This is a genomic window from Microcoleus sp. SVA1B4 (assembly GCF_036700545.1).
Classification (GTDB): domain Bacteria; phylum Cyanobacteriota; class Cyanobacteriia; order Cyanobacteriales; family Microcoleaceae; genus Microcoleus.
This window is the reverse complement of the sequence record NZ_JAUBPB010000001.1, coordinates 125,050-142,544: the sequence shown is the minus strand read 5'-3', so window position 1 is coordinate 142,544 and position 17,495 is coordinate 125,050. Positions and strand designations below refer to the sequence as shown.

8 protein-coding genes are annotated in these 17,495 nt (G+C 46.4%); 4 read left to right on the top strand and 4 right to left on the bottom strand.

What is annotated here, in order from left to right:
* Positions 1 to 83: 83 nt before the first annotated feature.
* Both QT987_RS00555 and QT987_RS00550 read right to left on the bottom strand, forming a co-directional pair.
* The gene (locus tag QT987_RS00555) at positions 84 to 776 is read right to left on the bottom strand and encodes a PEP-CTERM sorting domain-containing protein (RefSeq protein ID WP_333236350.1); all 693 of its coding nucleotides are present in this window, start codon (positions 774 to 776) and stop codon (positions 84 to 86) included.
* A gap of 627 nt (positions 777 to 1,403) precedes the next feature.
* Positions 1,404 to 2,003, bottom strand: coding sequence for a sulfite oxidase-like oxidoreductase (locus QT987_RS00550; RefSeq protein ID WP_333236523.1), 600 nt, complete (start codon positions 2,001 to 2,003; stop codon positions 1,404 to 1,406).
* A gap of 310 nt (positions 2,004 to 2,313) precedes the next feature.
* Between QT987_RS00550 and QT987_RS00545 the strand changes: the two genes are divergently transcribed.
* A complete protein-coding gene (locus QT987_RS00545; protein ID WP_333053190.1) occupies positions 2,314 to 2,547 on the top strand; it encodes a hypothetical protein in 234 nt (77 codons plus the stop codon).
* Positions 2,548 to 2,887: 340 nt separating this feature from the next.
* Here the strand turns inward: QT987_RS00545 and QT987_RS00540 are convergent, their stop codons facing one another.
* Complete coding sequence (locus tag QT987_RS00540) at positions 2,888 to 3,583, bottom strand: TrkA family potassium uptake protein (RefSeq protein ID WP_333053191.1); 696 nt, start codon at positions 3,581 to 3,583, stop codon at positions 2,888 to 2,890.
* A gap of 139 nt (positions 3,584 to 3,722) precedes the next feature.
* Positions 3,723 to 5,057, bottom strand: coding sequence for a TrkH family potassium uptake protein (locus QT987_RS00535; RefSeq protein WP_333236348.1), 1,335 nt, complete (start codon positions 5,055 to 5,057; stop codon positions 3,723 to 3,725).
* Between the two features lie 260 nt (positions 5,058 to 5,317).
* Between QT987_RS00535 and QT987_RS00530 the strand changes: the two genes are divergently transcribed.
* The 3 genes from QT987_RS00530 (at position 5,318) to QT987_RS00520 (ending at position 17,489) form a co-directional block, all read left to right on the top strand.
* Positions 5,318 to 6,271 carry a methyltransferase domain-containing protein gene (locus tag QT987_RS00530; RefSeq protein WP_333236346.1) on the top strand — a complete coding sequence of 318 codons (954 nt, stop codon included), beginning with the start codon at positions 5,318 to 5,320 and terminating at the stop codon, positions 6,269 to 6,271.
* A gap of 36 nt (positions 6,272 to 6,307) precedes the next feature.
* Complete coding sequence (locus QT987_RS00525) at positions 6,308 to 7,366, top strand: homogentisate phytyltransferase (protein WP_333236344.1); 1,059 nt, start codon at positions 6,308 to 6,310, stop codon at positions 7,364 to 7,366.
* A gap of 64 nt (positions 7,367 to 7,430) precedes the next feature.
* On the top strand, positions 7,431 to 17,489 hold the full coding sequence (locus QT987_RS00520; protein WP_333236342.1) for a tetratricopeptide repeat protein: 10,059 nt from the start codon (positions 7,431 to 7,433) through the stop codon (positions 17,487 to 17,489).
* Positions 17,490 to 17,495: the final 6 nt, after the last annotated feature.

The window sequence follows — 17,495 nt, the reverse complement described above, 5'->3', positions numbered from 1 at the left end:
CGAGCCGATTTCTCATTAGCGCGCCTCCTAATTGAATTTTATTTTGTAACACGTAAAAGAGGAGATTGTTCCGGTTGACAAAATCATGAAGTCGTCTTGCTAGCGCGACGGCGGCGGGCTGCAACCAAACCACCCAAACCGAGAGCCAAACCAGTCATTGTCATTGGTTCGGGAACTGCTTCTGCGCTGACTGTGAAATCTTGGAAGTCTGCGTCATTGCCGTTACCGCCATCGTCGAAGGAGATTAGTGTGCCTCCATTGAACAGAGAACCTATTCCGTTTGTGAATTTTCCGGCAGCTCCGAATCTGTTCGTTTCTTCTGTGTTGAGTGCGTCCCACAGTTGCGATTGCGCGCCAAACACTGCTTGCTGGTTGCCCGTATTCAAGGCTGAGGTCGAGTAGACAGTGCCACCCCAGCCGCTGTTGAGTCCCAAAGTATAAATTTGATTGGCCAGGAATGTGAATACTGTCGAGCCAGAACCCAAGACTGTATTGCCCAGAGTTCCTTTCCATTCGTTACTCGAGCCGTTGTCTGAGGATTTAGTTTCCGAAAACAGGGTGCTAACTAGAGTGCCCGCCGAGTTGTTCACACTGTAGATGCCCAAAGAGGAAGTATATCCACCGTGAGATTCTTTGAAGTTAAACTTGACGCTGGTATCTTGGCTGAATGTGATGCCGTTGGTGCCAAAGGAGAAGGCTTGAGCTGGAGCTCCGGCGCCAAACAGAGCTGTGGCGGCGGCGGTAGCTGTTAGGGCGGATAAGAGTTTGGTATTCATAAACCTGTTCCTTTTGTGCGATCGTCTTAATAATTTCATTATGCGATACTTTGTTTGTTTTTGGCGCACTTTAGGTAAAGTTTGACATATTCTTTATCAAGCCTTTACATATCCTTCATAAATTCTCTCTATCACATCTGCGGGCGGGGGATCGAGCCCTAATAATACCCACTAAATAATTATAAATATTGTGGTCTGAAACCTTGCAGTCGCGGGCAGGGGAGCGCGGATGAACTTAAGTGATTTGGATCGGGCTTATGGCTACTTTTTTTTATAGTCTCAAGTCTAAATCCTCAATAGCAAACACTTAAGTATAAATACGGTAATATTCGTGGGTACTGACAGTTCCAGAAGTTTTCTATTAACCTTAAACTGGGAATATTTGTTTTTTGGGGCTTATGTATGGGAGTTAAAGTAGTTTATCTATCAGGTAAATTACGTACAAAATGCGATCGTGTGGTCTACGTATTTTGGTTGAATTAAATAGAACCCCTGGTGTGAGATATCCCCAAGATGGGATCGAGAAGATGCAATTTCCGCAGATTGAAGCGGTAAAAGACCGGATTGCCCCTCAACAAAGATTGTATAGAGAAGCTGTGGCCCCGTCTTTGCTCCCGATCGCCCGCATCAAAACAGACCGCTGTAGCGTTCCTCTGCCCAAGGTTCGCCCCGCCGATGGTAGCCGTTGCGTTCCCAAAAACCGAGTTCTTCGGTTTCTGTAAACTCCAGGCCGTTAATCCATTTGGCGCTTTTCCAAGCGTACAGGTGGGGAACTACGAGCCGCATTGGGCCGCCGTGGTCTGCGGATAGAGGTTCGCCGAAGACGGTGTGGGCGAAAAAGTTTTCTTCTCTCAGGAAGTCGGCGATCGCAATGTTAGTCGTGTAGCCGCCGTAGCAGTGTTCCAGGACGTGCATAGCTTTCGGATCGACTTCTATATAGTTCATAAAATCTGTGACTTTGACTCCCGTCCACTGCACGTCGAGTTTTGACCACCGGGTGACGCAGTGAAAATCCGCAGTAAAGTTACTTTGGGGCATGGCCTGGAAGTCTGACCAACTGAAGGTTTTTGGTTGTGCCAATCCCCAGACTTTAAATTCCCAACTCTCAATGCTGACGGAGGGTGTATCGCCGTAGGTCAGCACAGGAAAGCCGTTGGCGAGGTATTGACCCGGGGGGACGCGATCGATGTTTTCTGATTCTGGCTTGCGAAAAAATTTGCCCAGCATGGATTCACGCTCTACAGTAACTGACTGCAATCCTGAGTATAACTTGCATAGAGGGGCGCATCGCAATTCTTCTCAAGGTAGAAAGCTTTCTGGACTTCTATAGAAAGAAAAATCCCTAAATCCTGCCTGATGCCAACCTACTTCTGCCTTCTGAGAGAGACCAAGCTAAAAATTATAAAATTTATCACCCCAGCGGATGAATTTCCTAACCTTAAATTTTATCGTAATTAATGGCGCATTTCCGAATCTTTGATGTATTGTTACAATATGCTCAGATGCCATATGTAAAAAAATTGATGGGGTAAAAATCATGATCGCAAGTTGCTTAATTCCGTTGACGATCTGCTTGATTGCTTGGTGGGTGACAGCCGGGACTGACAACAGAACGCTAGACGGAATTCCGGCTCCCATAGCTGCAATTATTGGAATTTGTTCGTTAATTTGGTTGGTGGCGGCGTGTCCTTGGCCTGTTGAACTTGCTCTAGTATTGGCGGTACTGGTTTTGGGCAAAGCTTATTTGCAAAAAATCTTGAAAGTCGGCTGAATTTTTAGGGCTAGCGCTCCTAGGGTTTGCGGGAGCGCGACGATCGAGTGCTGCTACCTTGTTAAAATTTTTTGCAATGTGTCTGGCTAAGTTATCAAAGGGGGTCGCAAAGGCGGAAAAAACCCTAGAATTGGTGAAATTCAATTTACATATTTTAGTTAAAAATTAGAACATAAAGATGGACAGGAAAACCCGGTTTATCTAAAATAAACCGGGTTTGTGAGGGTCTGAAATTGTCACACATCCAGCAATAATTGCTTAGGAGTGAGACACTCGGAACACAAGACACTGGGTTTCTGAGTCGAGGACTGTTGCTGTATGTGCGTAAAATGTCGAGCTGTTAAATTGGCAAGCGATTAATATCTTTGTTAGAACCAATTACTACCATCACCTCGCCTTTTCTCAAGCGTTCGCTTGGCTGCGGATTGATCTCGAACTTGTCGCCACGACCGACTGCTAGCAAATTCAAACCATACCTGCGCCGGAGTTCCAATTCGGAGATGGTTTTGCCATCAAACTTTTCAGGAACTAGCAACTCAACGATGCTGTGAGCTGGGTCGAGGTCAAAGCGTTCTAAAATGCTGGGTTTTGTAAGAAGGCGGGCCAAAGAGCAGCCCATTTCTCGTTCGGGAAAAACTACATGATCTGCGCCGACTTTTTTCAACAGTTTTAAGTGAGTTTCCGAAGAAGCTTTGGCTATTACGTGAGCTACCCCGCCTTCCTTAAGATTTAAGGTTGTGGTAATGCTTTCTCCTAGATAATTGCCGATCGCAACAATTACTGTTTCAAATTCAAATATACCGGCTTCCGCAAGAGCGCTAGGCTCAGTAGAATCTAACTGCAAAACGTGAGCAGCAATGCGATCGTTCAAAGCTTGAGTTACTTTTTTTTCATCGGTGTCAATTCCCAGGACTTCGTAACCCAAACCGTGTAGAGTAGAACACACAGCTTTGCCGAAGCGTCCCAAACCAATAACTGCAAACTGCTTGTTGTCGGCGCGCAAAGTGCGAAAAAAATTTAAAGATGACAGGTTCACTGAATATCCAGCGCTGAGCGTCTTGCTGTTTAAATGTTAGCAGAGACAGCGCCGCCTCCTTTTGATTTTTGGGTAAGTAGTAAAAGTTGATTTGGGTTGTCACCCATTGTTTAGATTATCAGCAACGAGGCAGGATTTTTTATCCGACTAACAAACTTTCCTCAGCATACTTAAAAGGTCTGGGTTTGGGGTCGCCGAGTGCAGCACTCATCAGCATCAGCACGCCAACACGACCTATGTACATTGTAGCAATCAAAACCAGCTTACCGATCGCTGAAATCTTGGCTGTAATCCCTGTGGAAAGGCCGACCGTAGCAAAAGCTGAAACTGCTTCAAATAGCACTTCGATAAATTTTAGTTCGGGATTGGTCAGCTCAATTAAGATTGCAGATGTGAACGCGACCAACATGGAACCGAAGACTACACTAATAGTTTTTAGAATCATTGCTGGCGGGATTTGACGCTGATAGCACTCCACATCTTCCTGACCTTCGAGAACTGCTGTGGTACAGCAAAACAATATTCTAAAAGTTGTGGTTTTGATTCCGCCGCCGGTGCTGCCAGGACTGGCGCCGATAAACATCAGCGCGACAGTCAGAAATAGCGAGGCTTCGCTCATTTTGCCAATGTCAATTGTATTGAATCCCGCCGTGCGGGAAGTAACAGATTGAAACCAAGCTGCCATCACCTTTTGAGGAAAATTTAGAGAGCCGAAAGTTTCTGGGTTGTCGTATTCCAGCACAAAAAAGGCTAGCGTTCCTAAAATCAAAAGGACAGCAGTTGTAGTGGTAACGACTTTGAAATTTAGGGAATAAACTGTGCAGATAGGGCTTTTGTTGAAGCGATCGCGCAGCCACAGGTACAATTCCATAATGACTTGATAGCCGATTCCCCCAAATATGATTAAACTGCAGACTGTGAAGTTAACCATAGGCGAATTGATGTAGCCGATCAAATTATCTGAATAGATGCTAAAACCGGCGTTGTTAAAGGCATTAATGCTGTGAAATACCGCCAACCACAGACCGTCTTTAAATCCGTACTGGGGGACGAAAACCGTCATCAGCAAAAACACTCCTGTTAATTGAAACAAAACGGTTGTTGCTAGAATTGACTGCACGAGTTGCACTACGCCGGCTAGCCCGGATTTGTCGAGAGATTGTTGCAGGGCAATTTTTTCTTTCAAGCCAAAGCGGCGGCCCAATAACAGCAGCAAGATAGTCGTGGCTGTCATGTAGCCCAATGCTCCTATTTCCACCAGTAAAAGTAGGCACAGTTGCCCCCAAAAAGAGTAATATTTTCCGATATCCACCACCGACAATCCCGTGACGCAGACAGCGGAAGTAGAGGTAAACAGTGCTGTTATTGGATCGCTCCAAGTTCCATCAATTGTGGAAAAGGGCATCATTAGTAATAGAGCACCTACGGTGATGACGGCGAGAAAGCCCAAGCAAATGGTTCGCGAGACAGTCATTCGATTTTAGATTTTAGATTTTAGATTTTAGATTTGAGAGGGAACCCACAAATCGATTTTAGATTTTAGATTTGAGAGGGAACCCACAAATCGATTTTAGATTTGAGGTTTTAGAGGGAACCCACAAATAGAGCGTCGGGCTTGAAATCAGGACATCTCTATCTGGCGAAGGCCGGAGACCGATCGAACTCAATCGCCAATTTCTATGACAACAGCGGGAAAATAACGGTAGAATTCCTTTAATAACTTGCGATCCGGCGATGACATCAACACTTTACCAGCAAATTCAGCAACTTTACGACGCTTCTAGCGGTTTGTGGGAGCAGGTGTGGGGCGAACATATGCACCACGGTTACTACGGCCCGGATGGCAATTTGAAAAAAGAGCGCCGACAGGCTCAGATAGATTTGATAGAAGAACTGCTGGCTTGGGCTGGAGTCCCGTCAGAGAAGGCACTGGGTGAATCTTACCGCATTCTCGATGTCGGTTGCGGGATCGGCGGCAGCACACTGTATTTGACGGAAAAGTTTAGTTCGATCGCTCAAAATAATTTAAAGTTGGATGGCGAGGTCGATCGAGATTTTAGCCGATCGCCCGAACTCAACAAAACGGGCGCTAGCGTTACAGCTACCGGGATTACTCTGAGTCCGGTACAGGCCAACAGAGCGACCGAACGCGCTAAAATTGCTGGGCTTGAAAGCAATGTGAATTTTTTGGTGGCAGATGCTTTGAATATGCCTTTTCCTGATGAGTCATTCGACTTGGTTTGGTCGCTCGAAAGTGGCGAACATATGCCAGACAAAATTAAGTTTTTGCAGGAATGCTGCCGCGTACTCAAGCCGGGAGGAACTTTGATTTTGGCAACTTGGTGTCACCGCCCGGTGGGAGAAACGGCGGGTGAATTAACTGATAAAGAGAGAAAGGAATTGGCAGAAATTTACCGGGTTTATGCTTTGCCTTATGTGATTTCTTTGCCGGAATATGAGGAAATTGTCCGCAGTTTGCCTTTGACAAGTATTCGCACGGCTGATTGGTCAAAAGCTGTTGCTCCTTTTTGGGATGTGGTGATCGATTCTGCTTTGACTCCGAGCGCGATTTGGGGTTTGCTAACTAGCGGTTGGACGACTATTCAAGCAGCACTGGCTCTCGGATTGATGAGCCGTGGATATCAGAGCGGGTTGATTCGTTTTGGAATGATTTGTGCTGTAAAATAACAGGCACATATCAGAGAAATTTTGAGTCTTGAGTTGATGAGTAAGGTGCGTATTACGCACCCTACAGAATATTATTTGTTTGGCGTGGGTGTGAGATTTATGGGCAATGATTCGATTGGCAAGTCTTGGAGTGATAAAAATGGCTCGGCTCCGCAAAGCTGGGTGAGGGCATTTTGGGAGTTTTCTCGGCCGCACACAATTGTGGGTACTAGCTTGAGTGTATTGGCTTTGTACGCGATCGCCCAAAGCACGAGGCTGTTTGTGAATCCTGTACTTTTGCCCCTAGCTTTTGCCTGGTTAGCTTGCATTTGCGGCAATATTTATATTGTGGGATTGAACCAGTTAGAAGATGTTGAAATTGATAAAATTAATAAGCCGTATTTGCCGATCGCCTCTGGAGCGTTTTCTCGGAAAACCGGGGAATTAATTGTAATTGCAACGGGAATTATAGCAATTTTGACTGCTGTTTTACAAGGCCCGTTTTTGCTGGCTACTGTTGGTGTTAGTTTGGCGATCGGGACTGCTTATTCTCTGCCCCCAATTCGGCTGAAACGGTTTCCTTTTTGGGCGGCGCTGTGCATTTTTACGGTGCGGGGCGCGATCGTAAATTTAGGGTTATTTTTGCACTTTAATTGGGTGTTGGGTTTGGGGATGGCGAAAAGCGCTTTTTCTGGCTGGAGTTTGGAGAGTTTGTCTTTTGAGATTCCTGCGGAAGTTTGGGTGCTGACGGTTTTTGTTGTGGTGTTTACATTTGCGATCGCCATTTTTAAAGATATCCCCGACATGGAAGGGGACAAGCAATATAATATTACTACGTTTACGATTGAGCTGGGCAAGCCTGCCGTCTTTAATTTATCTCGCTGGGTGTTGACGGTTTGTTATTTGGGCGCGACTTTGGCGGGAGCGATCGTATTGTCTAATGTTAATTTAGTGTTTCTAGCAGTTTCTCATTTGGCGGCTTTGGGTTTGATGTGGTTTTGGAGCACGAAAGTTGATTTGGACGATAAAATAGAAATTGCTGCATTTTATCAGTTTATCTGGAAGTTGTTTTTCTTAGAATATCTGATTTTTCCCGCAGCTTGTTTGTTGGGGTAGAAGTTCGGCAACGGATTCTGTAACGGATGTAACGGATGTAACGGATGTAACGGATGTCACTCCGATGGAAGGGGGAAGAAGCAAGAAGGAAGTCGGAAGTTCGGCAACGGATTATGTAACGGATGTAAAGGATAGAAGGAAGAAGGAAGAAGGAAGAAGGAAGAAGGAAGGGGGAAGGGGGAAGAAGGAAGGAAGAGTTAACAAATTAGAACTATTTGGCAATTACCAGTTAGCGAACTCCCAAACAACAAAGACAACTATGGCTTCTCAAAAAAAATTGCGGAAATCTGCCTGTACACTGGGTGCCGAAGACTCTTTGAAATTAGCTTGGGAACATCACCAAGCGGGCCGTTTGTTAGAAGCTGAGAATTTGTATCGGCAAATAATAGAAGTGCAGCCGGAATCAGCAAACGTGCTGTGTTTGTTGGGAATAGCGGCGAGACAGCAGGGAAAAATTGCAGAGGCGATCGACTTTTACGAACGGGCGATCGCCCAAAACCCCGATTTTGTAGAAGCACATTTAAATAAAGCTAATGTTTTGCTGGATGTAGGGGAATATCAAAGGGCGATCGCCAGTTACGAACAAGTCATCAAAATCCAGCCAAATTCCGCACTCGCTTACAATAATTTGGGCTGGTCAAAACAGCAATTAGGCGAAATAGATGCGGCTATTTTATATTACCAAACAGCTCTGCGAATTGACCCCACTTTGCACGAAACAGCGCACAATTTAGGACATATATTTAAACAGAAGAATTACTTAAATGAGGCAATTGCCTGTTACCAGCACGCTTTAAAAATCAATCCAAATTTGACATATTCCCTGATGGGTTTGGGAACAGTTTGGCAGCAGCAAGGTAAATTAGCAGAAGCTCTCAACTGCTACCAGCAAGCGGTAAAACTAGACCCCAACAATCCCGAAGCTCACAACAATGTAGGAGCATTTTTTCACGAACAAGGCAATGCAAAAGCAGCAATATCCCACTACCGACAAGCCCTAAATTTAAAGCCAGATTTCGTGGAGGCTATTAATAATCTCGGACACGCTTTGGTCGATTTAGGAGAATTTCAAGAAGCTTTTTCTTGTCACAGTCGAGCCTTGGAATTGCAGCCAGAAAACGCGATCGCCCACCTGGAATTCGCCTTAACTTTGCTATTGTTCGGAGATTTTCAGCGCGGTTTTGCTGAATATGAGTGGCGGTGGCGCACTCCGCAACTACAACCGAGGCAATTTAAACAGCCGGTTTGGGATGGTTCGGATTTGCAGGGAAAAACTATTTTACTGCACGTCGAGCAAGGCTTTGGCGATTCGATTCAGTTTATTCGCTACGCGCCGATTCTTCGGAGCCGAGGGGCTAAAGTTATGGTGGCTTGCTATCCAGAACTGATGCGGTTGTTTGCGACAGTTGCCGGCATTGAATATTTATCAGTTAGTTTTGAGGGTTTGCCAGAATTTGACGTTCACGTGCCGCTGATGAGTTTGCCGCGAATTGTGGGGACAACTCTGGAAACAATACCAGCAAATGTTCCTTATTTATATCCGCCTGCTGAGTGCAAATTTGCGCTTTCTTCTGATGCCAAGTTGAAGGTAGGGATTGTTTGGGCGGGAAGTCCGAAGCGCCGGAAAGACAATCAGCGTTCTTGCAGCTTGAGCGATTTTATTCGATTTTTGGATGTTCCGGGAATTGCTTTTTATAGTTTACAAAAAAACTTGTCCGAGAGCGATCGCACTTTGTTACACCAACACTTAGTGCCGGATTTAACTCCGCATTTGAACGACTTTGCTGATACCGCTTCGGCTATATCTCAACTGGATTTAGTCATTAGTGTCGATACGGCTGTGGCGCACTTAGCTGGTGCTTTAGGAAAACCGGTTTGGGTGCTGCTTTCTTTTGCTCCTGACTGGCGTTGGCTGCTGGATCGTGAAGACAATCCTTGGTATCCAACTGCGAGGCTTTTTCGCCAAAGTCAGCCGGAAAGTTGGCAAGAATTGTTTGAGGAAGTACAGGCGGCTTTGAGTTTATTTGCGATCGCCAATACTGCTAGTAATTCCGAGGATTCTGCCAAAGATTCGCTTGACTTCGTTTCACTCGCAATGACTGCTAATGATAAGCCTGACCTCGATTCGGTGGCTCTCAAAATGACAGATGCAAGCGTAGTTCAAGAGAGTCAACAAATATTTCTAATTGCGAGTGAAGGGTTAGCAGAAGCCTCCGCAGTTAAGCAATCGCAGGGAATTGAGACATCGGTTGCGATCGGAACGGCTGGCGATAACCCGGTTGTTTTAGAGGATTTATTGCGGCAAGCAGAACATTTAATGGAAACAGGAGATCGGGAAGAGGCGATCGCCCTTTACGAACAGATTATATCGCTTGCGCCAAATTGCGTTCAAGCGCGGATTAATTTTGGTTTTCTCAAGCAAGAAAAGGGCGAATTAGAAGCCGCTATCCCGCACTACCGAGAAGCTTTAGCCATCGCTCCAAATATTCCTCAAACAGCTTACAACTTGGCAAAGATTTTTGAGGAACAAGGTCAAGTGTCCGAGGCGATCGCACATTACGAGCAAGCTCTTGTAGCTCAACCGGATTTCGTACCTGCACTGATTAATTTAGCCGTGGCGCTGCAAGAAAAAGGCGAACTTTTCAGGGCGATCGATCTGTACCGGCGAGCGCTGGAAATTAATCCGCATAGCTGGGAAGCTTACAACAATCTGGCAACAGTTTTGCAAGAACAGGGCAATTTAGAAGATGCGCTGGAGTATTATCACAAAGCTCTAGAATTGCTGCCGGATTTTGTGGAAGCTATCAACAATTTAGGCAGGACATTTCTGGAAAAAGGTGCGGTAGAAGATGCGATATCCTGCTACAGACGAGCGATTCATTTAAATCCAAATCATGCTAGCGCTCACCTGAATTTATCCTTGGCTTTGCTGTTGGTGGGAGATTTGGAAAATGGTCTCGCTGAATACGAGTGGCGCTGGCAAATTAAAGAATTTCACACTGGTCATTCCTGTTTTTTGACGGGGCCGGATAATAGTGTTTCGGCAAGAGAATACCGGCCTCTATGGGACGGTTCTGATTTGCTGGGAAAGACTATTTTGCTGCACGCCGAACAAGGTTTAGGTGATTCGCTTCAGTTTATTCGCTACGCTGCGATCGTCAAAAATAAAGGCGGTAGGGTTATTGTGGGCTGTTACCCGCAATTGCACCGTTTATTTGCAACGGTTGAGGGCATTGATTTGCTAATAGTTAAAGGGGAGCCACTGCCGGAATTTGACGTGCAAGCGCCGATGTTGAGTTTGCCCTATATTCTTGGTACCAATCTGGAAACAATCCCGGCAAATACTGCTTATTTATCTCCGCCAGCGGGTGCTGAATTTGGACTTTTGCCCGATCGCAATTTGAAAGTTGGGATTGTCTGGGCGGGCAATCCAAAACACCGCAAAAACAAGCAGCGTTCTTGCAGTTTAAGCCAGTTTATGCCGCTTTTGGACGTTTCGGGGGTAAGTTTTTACAGCTTGCAGAAAGAGGTTTCTGAGGCCGATCGCGCGCTGTTGAATCAAACGTCGATCGTAGATTTGAGCCCGCATTTTGGCGATTTGGCCGATACTGCTGCTGCGATCGCCAAACTGGATTTAGTCATTAGCGTCGATACCGCTGTCGCCCATTTGGCGGGGGCTTTGGGCAAACCAGTGTGGATTTTGCTGGCGTTTTCGCCGGATTGGCGGTGGCTGTTGCAGCGCGAAGATAGTCCTTGGTATCCGACGGCGCGGCTGTTTCGCCAGCATCAGCGGGGCGACTGGGAGGACGTTTTCGATCGGGTGGCGGAAGCTCTAGGCGCGGTTGCTGCTGCATTTGTCCCGTCGGATGGGGCGGATGCAGAGTTTCGGTTGGGCGTGGATTTGCAGCAGCAAGCCGATTTGGGCGGTGCGATCGCTTGTTATGAGCGAGCGATCGCGATCGATCCTAATTACGCAGCCGCGCACAGCAATTTAGGCGTTGTTAAACAGCATACCGGCAGGGTAACAGAGGCGATCGCGCACTACCGACAAGCCCTCTTCATCGACGGTAATTTGGCGGAAACTGCGAGCAATTTGGGCAGCGCCCTCGCGGAAGCGGGGGAGACTGAAGATGCGATCGCACAATACGAGCGGGCGCTTTCTTTGAACCCGAATTGCGCGGAAGCGCTGATTAATTTGGGCCTGTTGCGGGAAGAGCAAGGGGATGTGGCGGAGGCTATAAGCTGCTACGAGCAAGCGATTCAAGTCAATCCTAATTGCGCGGCGGCTTATTTGAATTTGGGAATTGCTTTGGAGGCACAAGGGGAGGATGCGATCGCGAATTACGAACGGGCGATCGCAAATTACGAACGGGCGCTCGCGCTCGCTCCCAATGATGTGGAGGCTTTGCAGCATTTAGCATACGCCTCGATCCGACAGGGCAAAATTTCCGATGCGATCGCATACTACGATCGAGCTCTGGCGCTGCAACCGGATTGGGCAGAAACTGATCTCGCTTATCTGAGTTCACTGTCTAGCCCCGATAAGTTGGATGAGGATTTAGCTGTTTGCCAGCAAGCGATTCAGGCATCGCCAGCCAGTGCACAGGCTCACGGCAATCTGGGAATTGTCCTGCACAAACAGGGCAAAATTGAAGATGCGATCGCCTGCTATCAGCAAGCTTTGAGGCTGAAACCCGACTTTCCACAAGCTTTGAACAATCTCGGCAAAGCTTTTGAGGAAGCGGGAAATATGGCAGAGGCGATCGATTGTTACCGTCGGGCGATCGTACTCAAACCCGGTTATATCAATCCCCTCACCAGTTTGGGAAGTGCTTTGCACGATCGCGGACAATTTGCGGATGCTCTCACCTACTACAGCCAAGCAGTTAAATTTAATGTCGCTAGCCCCGAATCTCACCTAAATTTAGGTTTAGCTTTGCTGCTGGCAGGAGATTTTCAGCGCGGTTTTTGCGAGTACGAATGGCGACTCCTAGTTAAAGAAAAACAGTTCCGGCGCCACAACTTTATTCAGCCGGTTTGGGATGGTAAAGATTTGGAGGGAAAAACTATTTTGCTTTGCCCGGAACAGGGTTTAGGCGATGCAATTCAGTTTATCCGCTATGCAGATTTAGTCAAACAAAAAGGCGGTAGGGTAATTGTTTGGTGTTTGCCGCACTTGCAGCGCTTGTTTGCAGAAGTTTCGGGAATCGATGCGTTAATAGTTAATCCAGAGGATGCGCCGGATTTTCAAGTGCGCGCGCAGCTCATGAGTTTGCCTCATCTTCTGGGAACAACTTTAGAAACTATACCCGCCAAAGTTCCTTATTTAGCTCCGCCGCCCGGTTGGGAATTTACTCTCAATCCAACTACTAATTTGAAAGTGGGAATTGTATGGTCAGGAAATCCTAAAAATTCCCAAAATAAGGTGCGATCGTTACCGCTAAATTTCTTGACCAAACTGTTAGATATTCCCGGAGTAGATTTTTACAGCTTGCAAAAGGAAATAACAGCAGACGATCGCGCTTTGTTAGAGCAAATAGCCGTAACAGATTTAAGCTCTTATTTGCACGACTTGGCGGATACTGCGGCGGCAATCTCGGCTCTGGATTTAGTGATTTCTGTAGATACTTGTGTGGCGCACTTGGCTGGTGCTTTGGGCAAACCCGTGTGGATTTTGCTGTGTTTTGTGCCGGATTGGCGGTGGATGTTGCAACGCGAAGATAGTCCTTGGTATCCCACGGCGCGGCTGTTTCGCCAGTCTACAGCGGGAGATTGGGAAGGAGTTTTAGAACAAGCTGCTTTGGCGCTGAGAGAAAGAATTGTCCAGCATAAACCAGCTATACCGCCCAGAGAAAGTCTAACCAATATTGAATTATATCAAAGACAGTTTAATCAGGGAAATATTCTCAAGGCGCAAGGAAGATTTGCCGAGGCGATCGCTTATTTTAAAAATGCTTTATTTTTGCAGCCCAATTCGATAGAGACCGCCACTAATTTGGCAGTGACGCTGCACCAAATAGGCAATTTAGCCGAAGCTGCCGCCTATTATCAGCGCGCGAGCGAGATTGATCCCAACTGCGCTCAATCCCACAATAACTTGGGTATTTTGCTGCAAGAGCAAGGCAATATAATGGCTGCTATATCTTGCTTTCAAAAGGCGATCGCCCTGAATCCGGTTTACGTCAAAGCTCTCAACAATCTCGGCGCGATACTCCAGCAGCAGGGCGAGTTGCCAAGTGCGATCGCGTGTTTTCATCAAGCACTTTCTGTCAATTCCAATTACGTGCCAGCTCTAGTAAATTTGGGTGCGGCGATGCAAACACAATCTCAGCTAGACGAGGCTCAACGGCTTTACGAGCGGGCAATTGAAGCAGAACCTAACAATCCTGCAGGACACTATCACCTGGGAACGTTACGCTTGGGGGCGGGAAAAATAGAACAGGCAATTTCTAGCTTGGAACGAGCCATATCTTTGAACCATAATTATCTAGAAGCTCTTACTAATTTAGGCAGTGCTGTTGAACAATTAGGAGACGTAAATCGAGCAATTTGGTGTTACAGTAAAGCTCTCGAACTTGATGCAAATTGTGTTAAAAGTCACTTCAATTTAAGCTTAGTTTTGCTGTTAACTGGGGACTTGCCGCGCGGTTTAGCAGAATACGAGTGGCGCTGGCAAACAGAACAAGCGAAAAAATTGCCACGGTTGAATTTTGACCAACCAGTTTGGGACGGTTCAGATTTGAACGGACAAACTATTTTGCTCCGATCCGAACAAGGTTTGGGCGATGCGATTCAATTTGTGCGATACGCAGCCATTGTGCAGCGAAAAGGCGGCAGAGTAATCCTTTCTTGCTATCAAGAACTGAAGCGTTTATTTAAGCAGATTCCTGGCATCGAACAAGTGGCGGTTCGGATGGATGAATTGCCCGATTTCCAAGTGCAAGCACCGCTGATGAGTTTGCCTCATATTCTGGGAACAAATTTAGAAAATATACCGGCAAATGTTCCTTATTTAGCTGCGCCGCCGAATTGGCAATTTTCTCTAAATTCCGATCGCAATTTCAAAGTTGGGATTGCGTGGGCGGGAAGTGCGGAACATTTGAAAGATTTTCAGCGATCGAGCGATTTAAGCTATTTCCTGCAATTGTTAGATATTGCAGGTGTAAGTTTTTACAGTCTTCAGAAAGACTTATCGCCTGAAAATCGTAGTTTGTTAACTCAAATTCCCGTGATAGATTTGAGCGACAATTTGAACGATTTTGCCGATACTGCGGCGGTGATATCGCAACTAGATTTAGTAATTTGCGTGGATACTGCGATCGCGCACTTAGCCGGTGCTTTGGGTAAACCCGTATGGATTTTGCTGTGTTTTATGCCGGATTGGCGGTGGATGTTGGAACGCGAAGATAGCCCTTGGTATCCGACAGCGCGGCTGTTTCGGCAGCAAACACCGGGCGATTGGGAGGAAGTATTCGATCGCGTAAAAACAGCCTTGCTAGAGAGCATAAAAACAGCCTTGCTAGAGAGGGCGGGCACGGGGGCACCGCCCCTACAATCTACTCGTTTCCAGGCTGTGCCTGGTAACGGAGATACCGAAGCTTCGCCTCGATTTGCCTTATCGCCGCCACAGGTACAATTTTACATAGCAAATGCCTTAGAAAAACAAGGTAAAAAAGCAGAGGCAGCCGCTCGTTATGAACAAGTAATTGCCGCCTCACCCAGCCACGCAGAAGCCCACAGTTGTTTAGGTTATCTCAAACAGGAAAACGGGCAAATAATCGAGGCAATTTCGCATTACAAACAAGCGCTAGAAACCAATCCCAATCTGAGCGAAACAAACTTATATTTGGGTTCCGCCCTCGAAGAACAAGGAAAAGTCGCAGAGGCGATCGACTTCTACAATAAAGCAATTCAACTACGTCCCAACTCGCCAAATTGGCGCTTGAGACTAGCCTTAGCTTTGCTCTTAACTGGAAATTTTGAGCGTGGTTTTGCGGAGTACGAATCGCGCTGGCAAACTCAACAATTGGATCCGCGCTCTTTTGAGAAACCACTTTGGGACGGCTCTGATTTGCAGGGAAAAACAATTTTATTGCACCCTGAACAAGGTTTTGGTGATACGATACAATTTATCCGCTACGCGGCTTTAGTTAAGCAAAAAGGCGGCAAAGTTATTGTGGCTTGTCATGTCTTGCTGAAGCGTTTATTTGAAGGAGTTGCAGGAGTCGATCGAGTAGGAGTCAAGCCGAGCGATTTGATTGATTTTCAAGTGCAAGCCCCGCTGCTAAGTTTGCCCCGAATTCTGGGAACGACTTTGGAAAATATACCGGCGAATATTCCTTATTTAGCTCCGCCACAGGATTTTAAATTTTCCCTAGAGCCGAACAATAAACTAAAAGTAGGTATTGTGTGGGCGGGCGGCCCGCTGCACCGCAACAATCATCAGCGATCGTGTAAATTGAGCGATTTTCTGAAATTTGTAGATGTTCCGGGAGTGAGTTTTTACAGTCTTCAGAAAGATTTGTCAGCGGGCGATATTACTTTATTAAATCAACACCAAATTGAAGATTTGAGCGAACATTGCGTCGATTTTGCCGACACAGCAGCAATTATTTCGCAACTCGATTTAGTAATTTGTGTAGATACTTCTGTCGCGCATTTGGCTGGTGCTTTGGGCAAACCAGTCTGGATTTTGCTGTCTTTTGTGCCCGATTGGCGCTGGATGCTGGAACGCGAAGATAGCCCTTGGTATCCCACTGTGCGTCTGTTTAGGCAACAAAAAGCCGGTGATTGGGATGGAGTGTGCGATCGTATAAAAGCAGCCTTGCTAGAGAGGGCGGGCACGGGGGCACCGCCCCTACAATCTACTCGTTACCAAGCTCTGCCTGGTAACGCATATTCAGAGGCTCCGCCTCGGCTTCAACCCCCAGAAACTCCCCCACAAATTACCGGAATGGGCGTCAGTTGGCCGATCAGCATCACCAGCGGTTGGGGAATTTACGCCCTGAATTTAACACTACAACTGCTGCAAAATTCAGCCTGGGAAGTTGCACTTTTAACACCGCCATCAATCACCTCAGAATCGATGAATCCGCTGCATAAATCGCTGTTGTTACCTGTCATTGAAAAGCACAAAACTTTTCAGGAATTAGTAGCAACCAATTCCGACAAACAAATCAGTTGTAATTTTCCCGTACTTTACGCTTTGGGGAATAATTTAGCATCCTCTGGAGTTGACAATCAAATTACCAGCGCTTGTCAAATAGGAGTCATATTTTTTGAAGACACGCGAATCACAGCAGAAGCACTAGAAACAGCCAAAAAATATAGCGTGATTGTCGCCGGTTCCAACTGGAATGCCGATGTTTTGAGAAGCTGCGGCTTGACTAATGTGGCGATGGTACATCAAGGAATTGACCCAACAATTTTCCATCCTGCACCCAAATCTAATCTATTTGGCGATCGCTTCGTCATCTTCTCCGGCGGCAAACTGGAATATCGCAAAGGTCAAGATATTGTAATTGCCGCTTTCAAACGATTTCGCGCCAAACATCCAGAGGCTTTGTTACTAACAACATGGCACAACTTCTGGCCTCAGTATATGCTAGGAATCGAACAAACTGGAAACGTTGCGGGACTTCCCAATATCAACCGGGACGGAAGTTTAGGAATTTCTCAATGGTTAGTGGCTAACGGTTTGCCAGTTGACTCTTTTATCGACATAGGCTTAATTCCCAATCACCTCACCGGACAAATTTTGCGAGAAGCCGACTGCGCTGTTTTTACCAATCGCTGTGAAGGTGGCACTAATTTAGTCGCGATGGAAAGTATGGCCTGCGGAATTCCGACTATTTTATCAGCAAATACTGGTCATTTAGACTTGATTTACAGCAACATTTGCTATCCTTTATGGAGTCAAGGACGAGTTAAACTAACTGCTCCTTTTTCCGGTGTAGAAGGTTGGGGAGAGTCTGAGGTTGCAGAAGTTGTCGAGGCTTTGGAACAAGTTTATACTAATCGGGAACAAGCTAAAAGTCGCGGTTTAGCTGCGGCAAATTTTATGCTGGATTGGACTTGGGAAAAACAGGTTAAGCGTTTTTTGGATGTGATTGCCGATATGTAGATAACA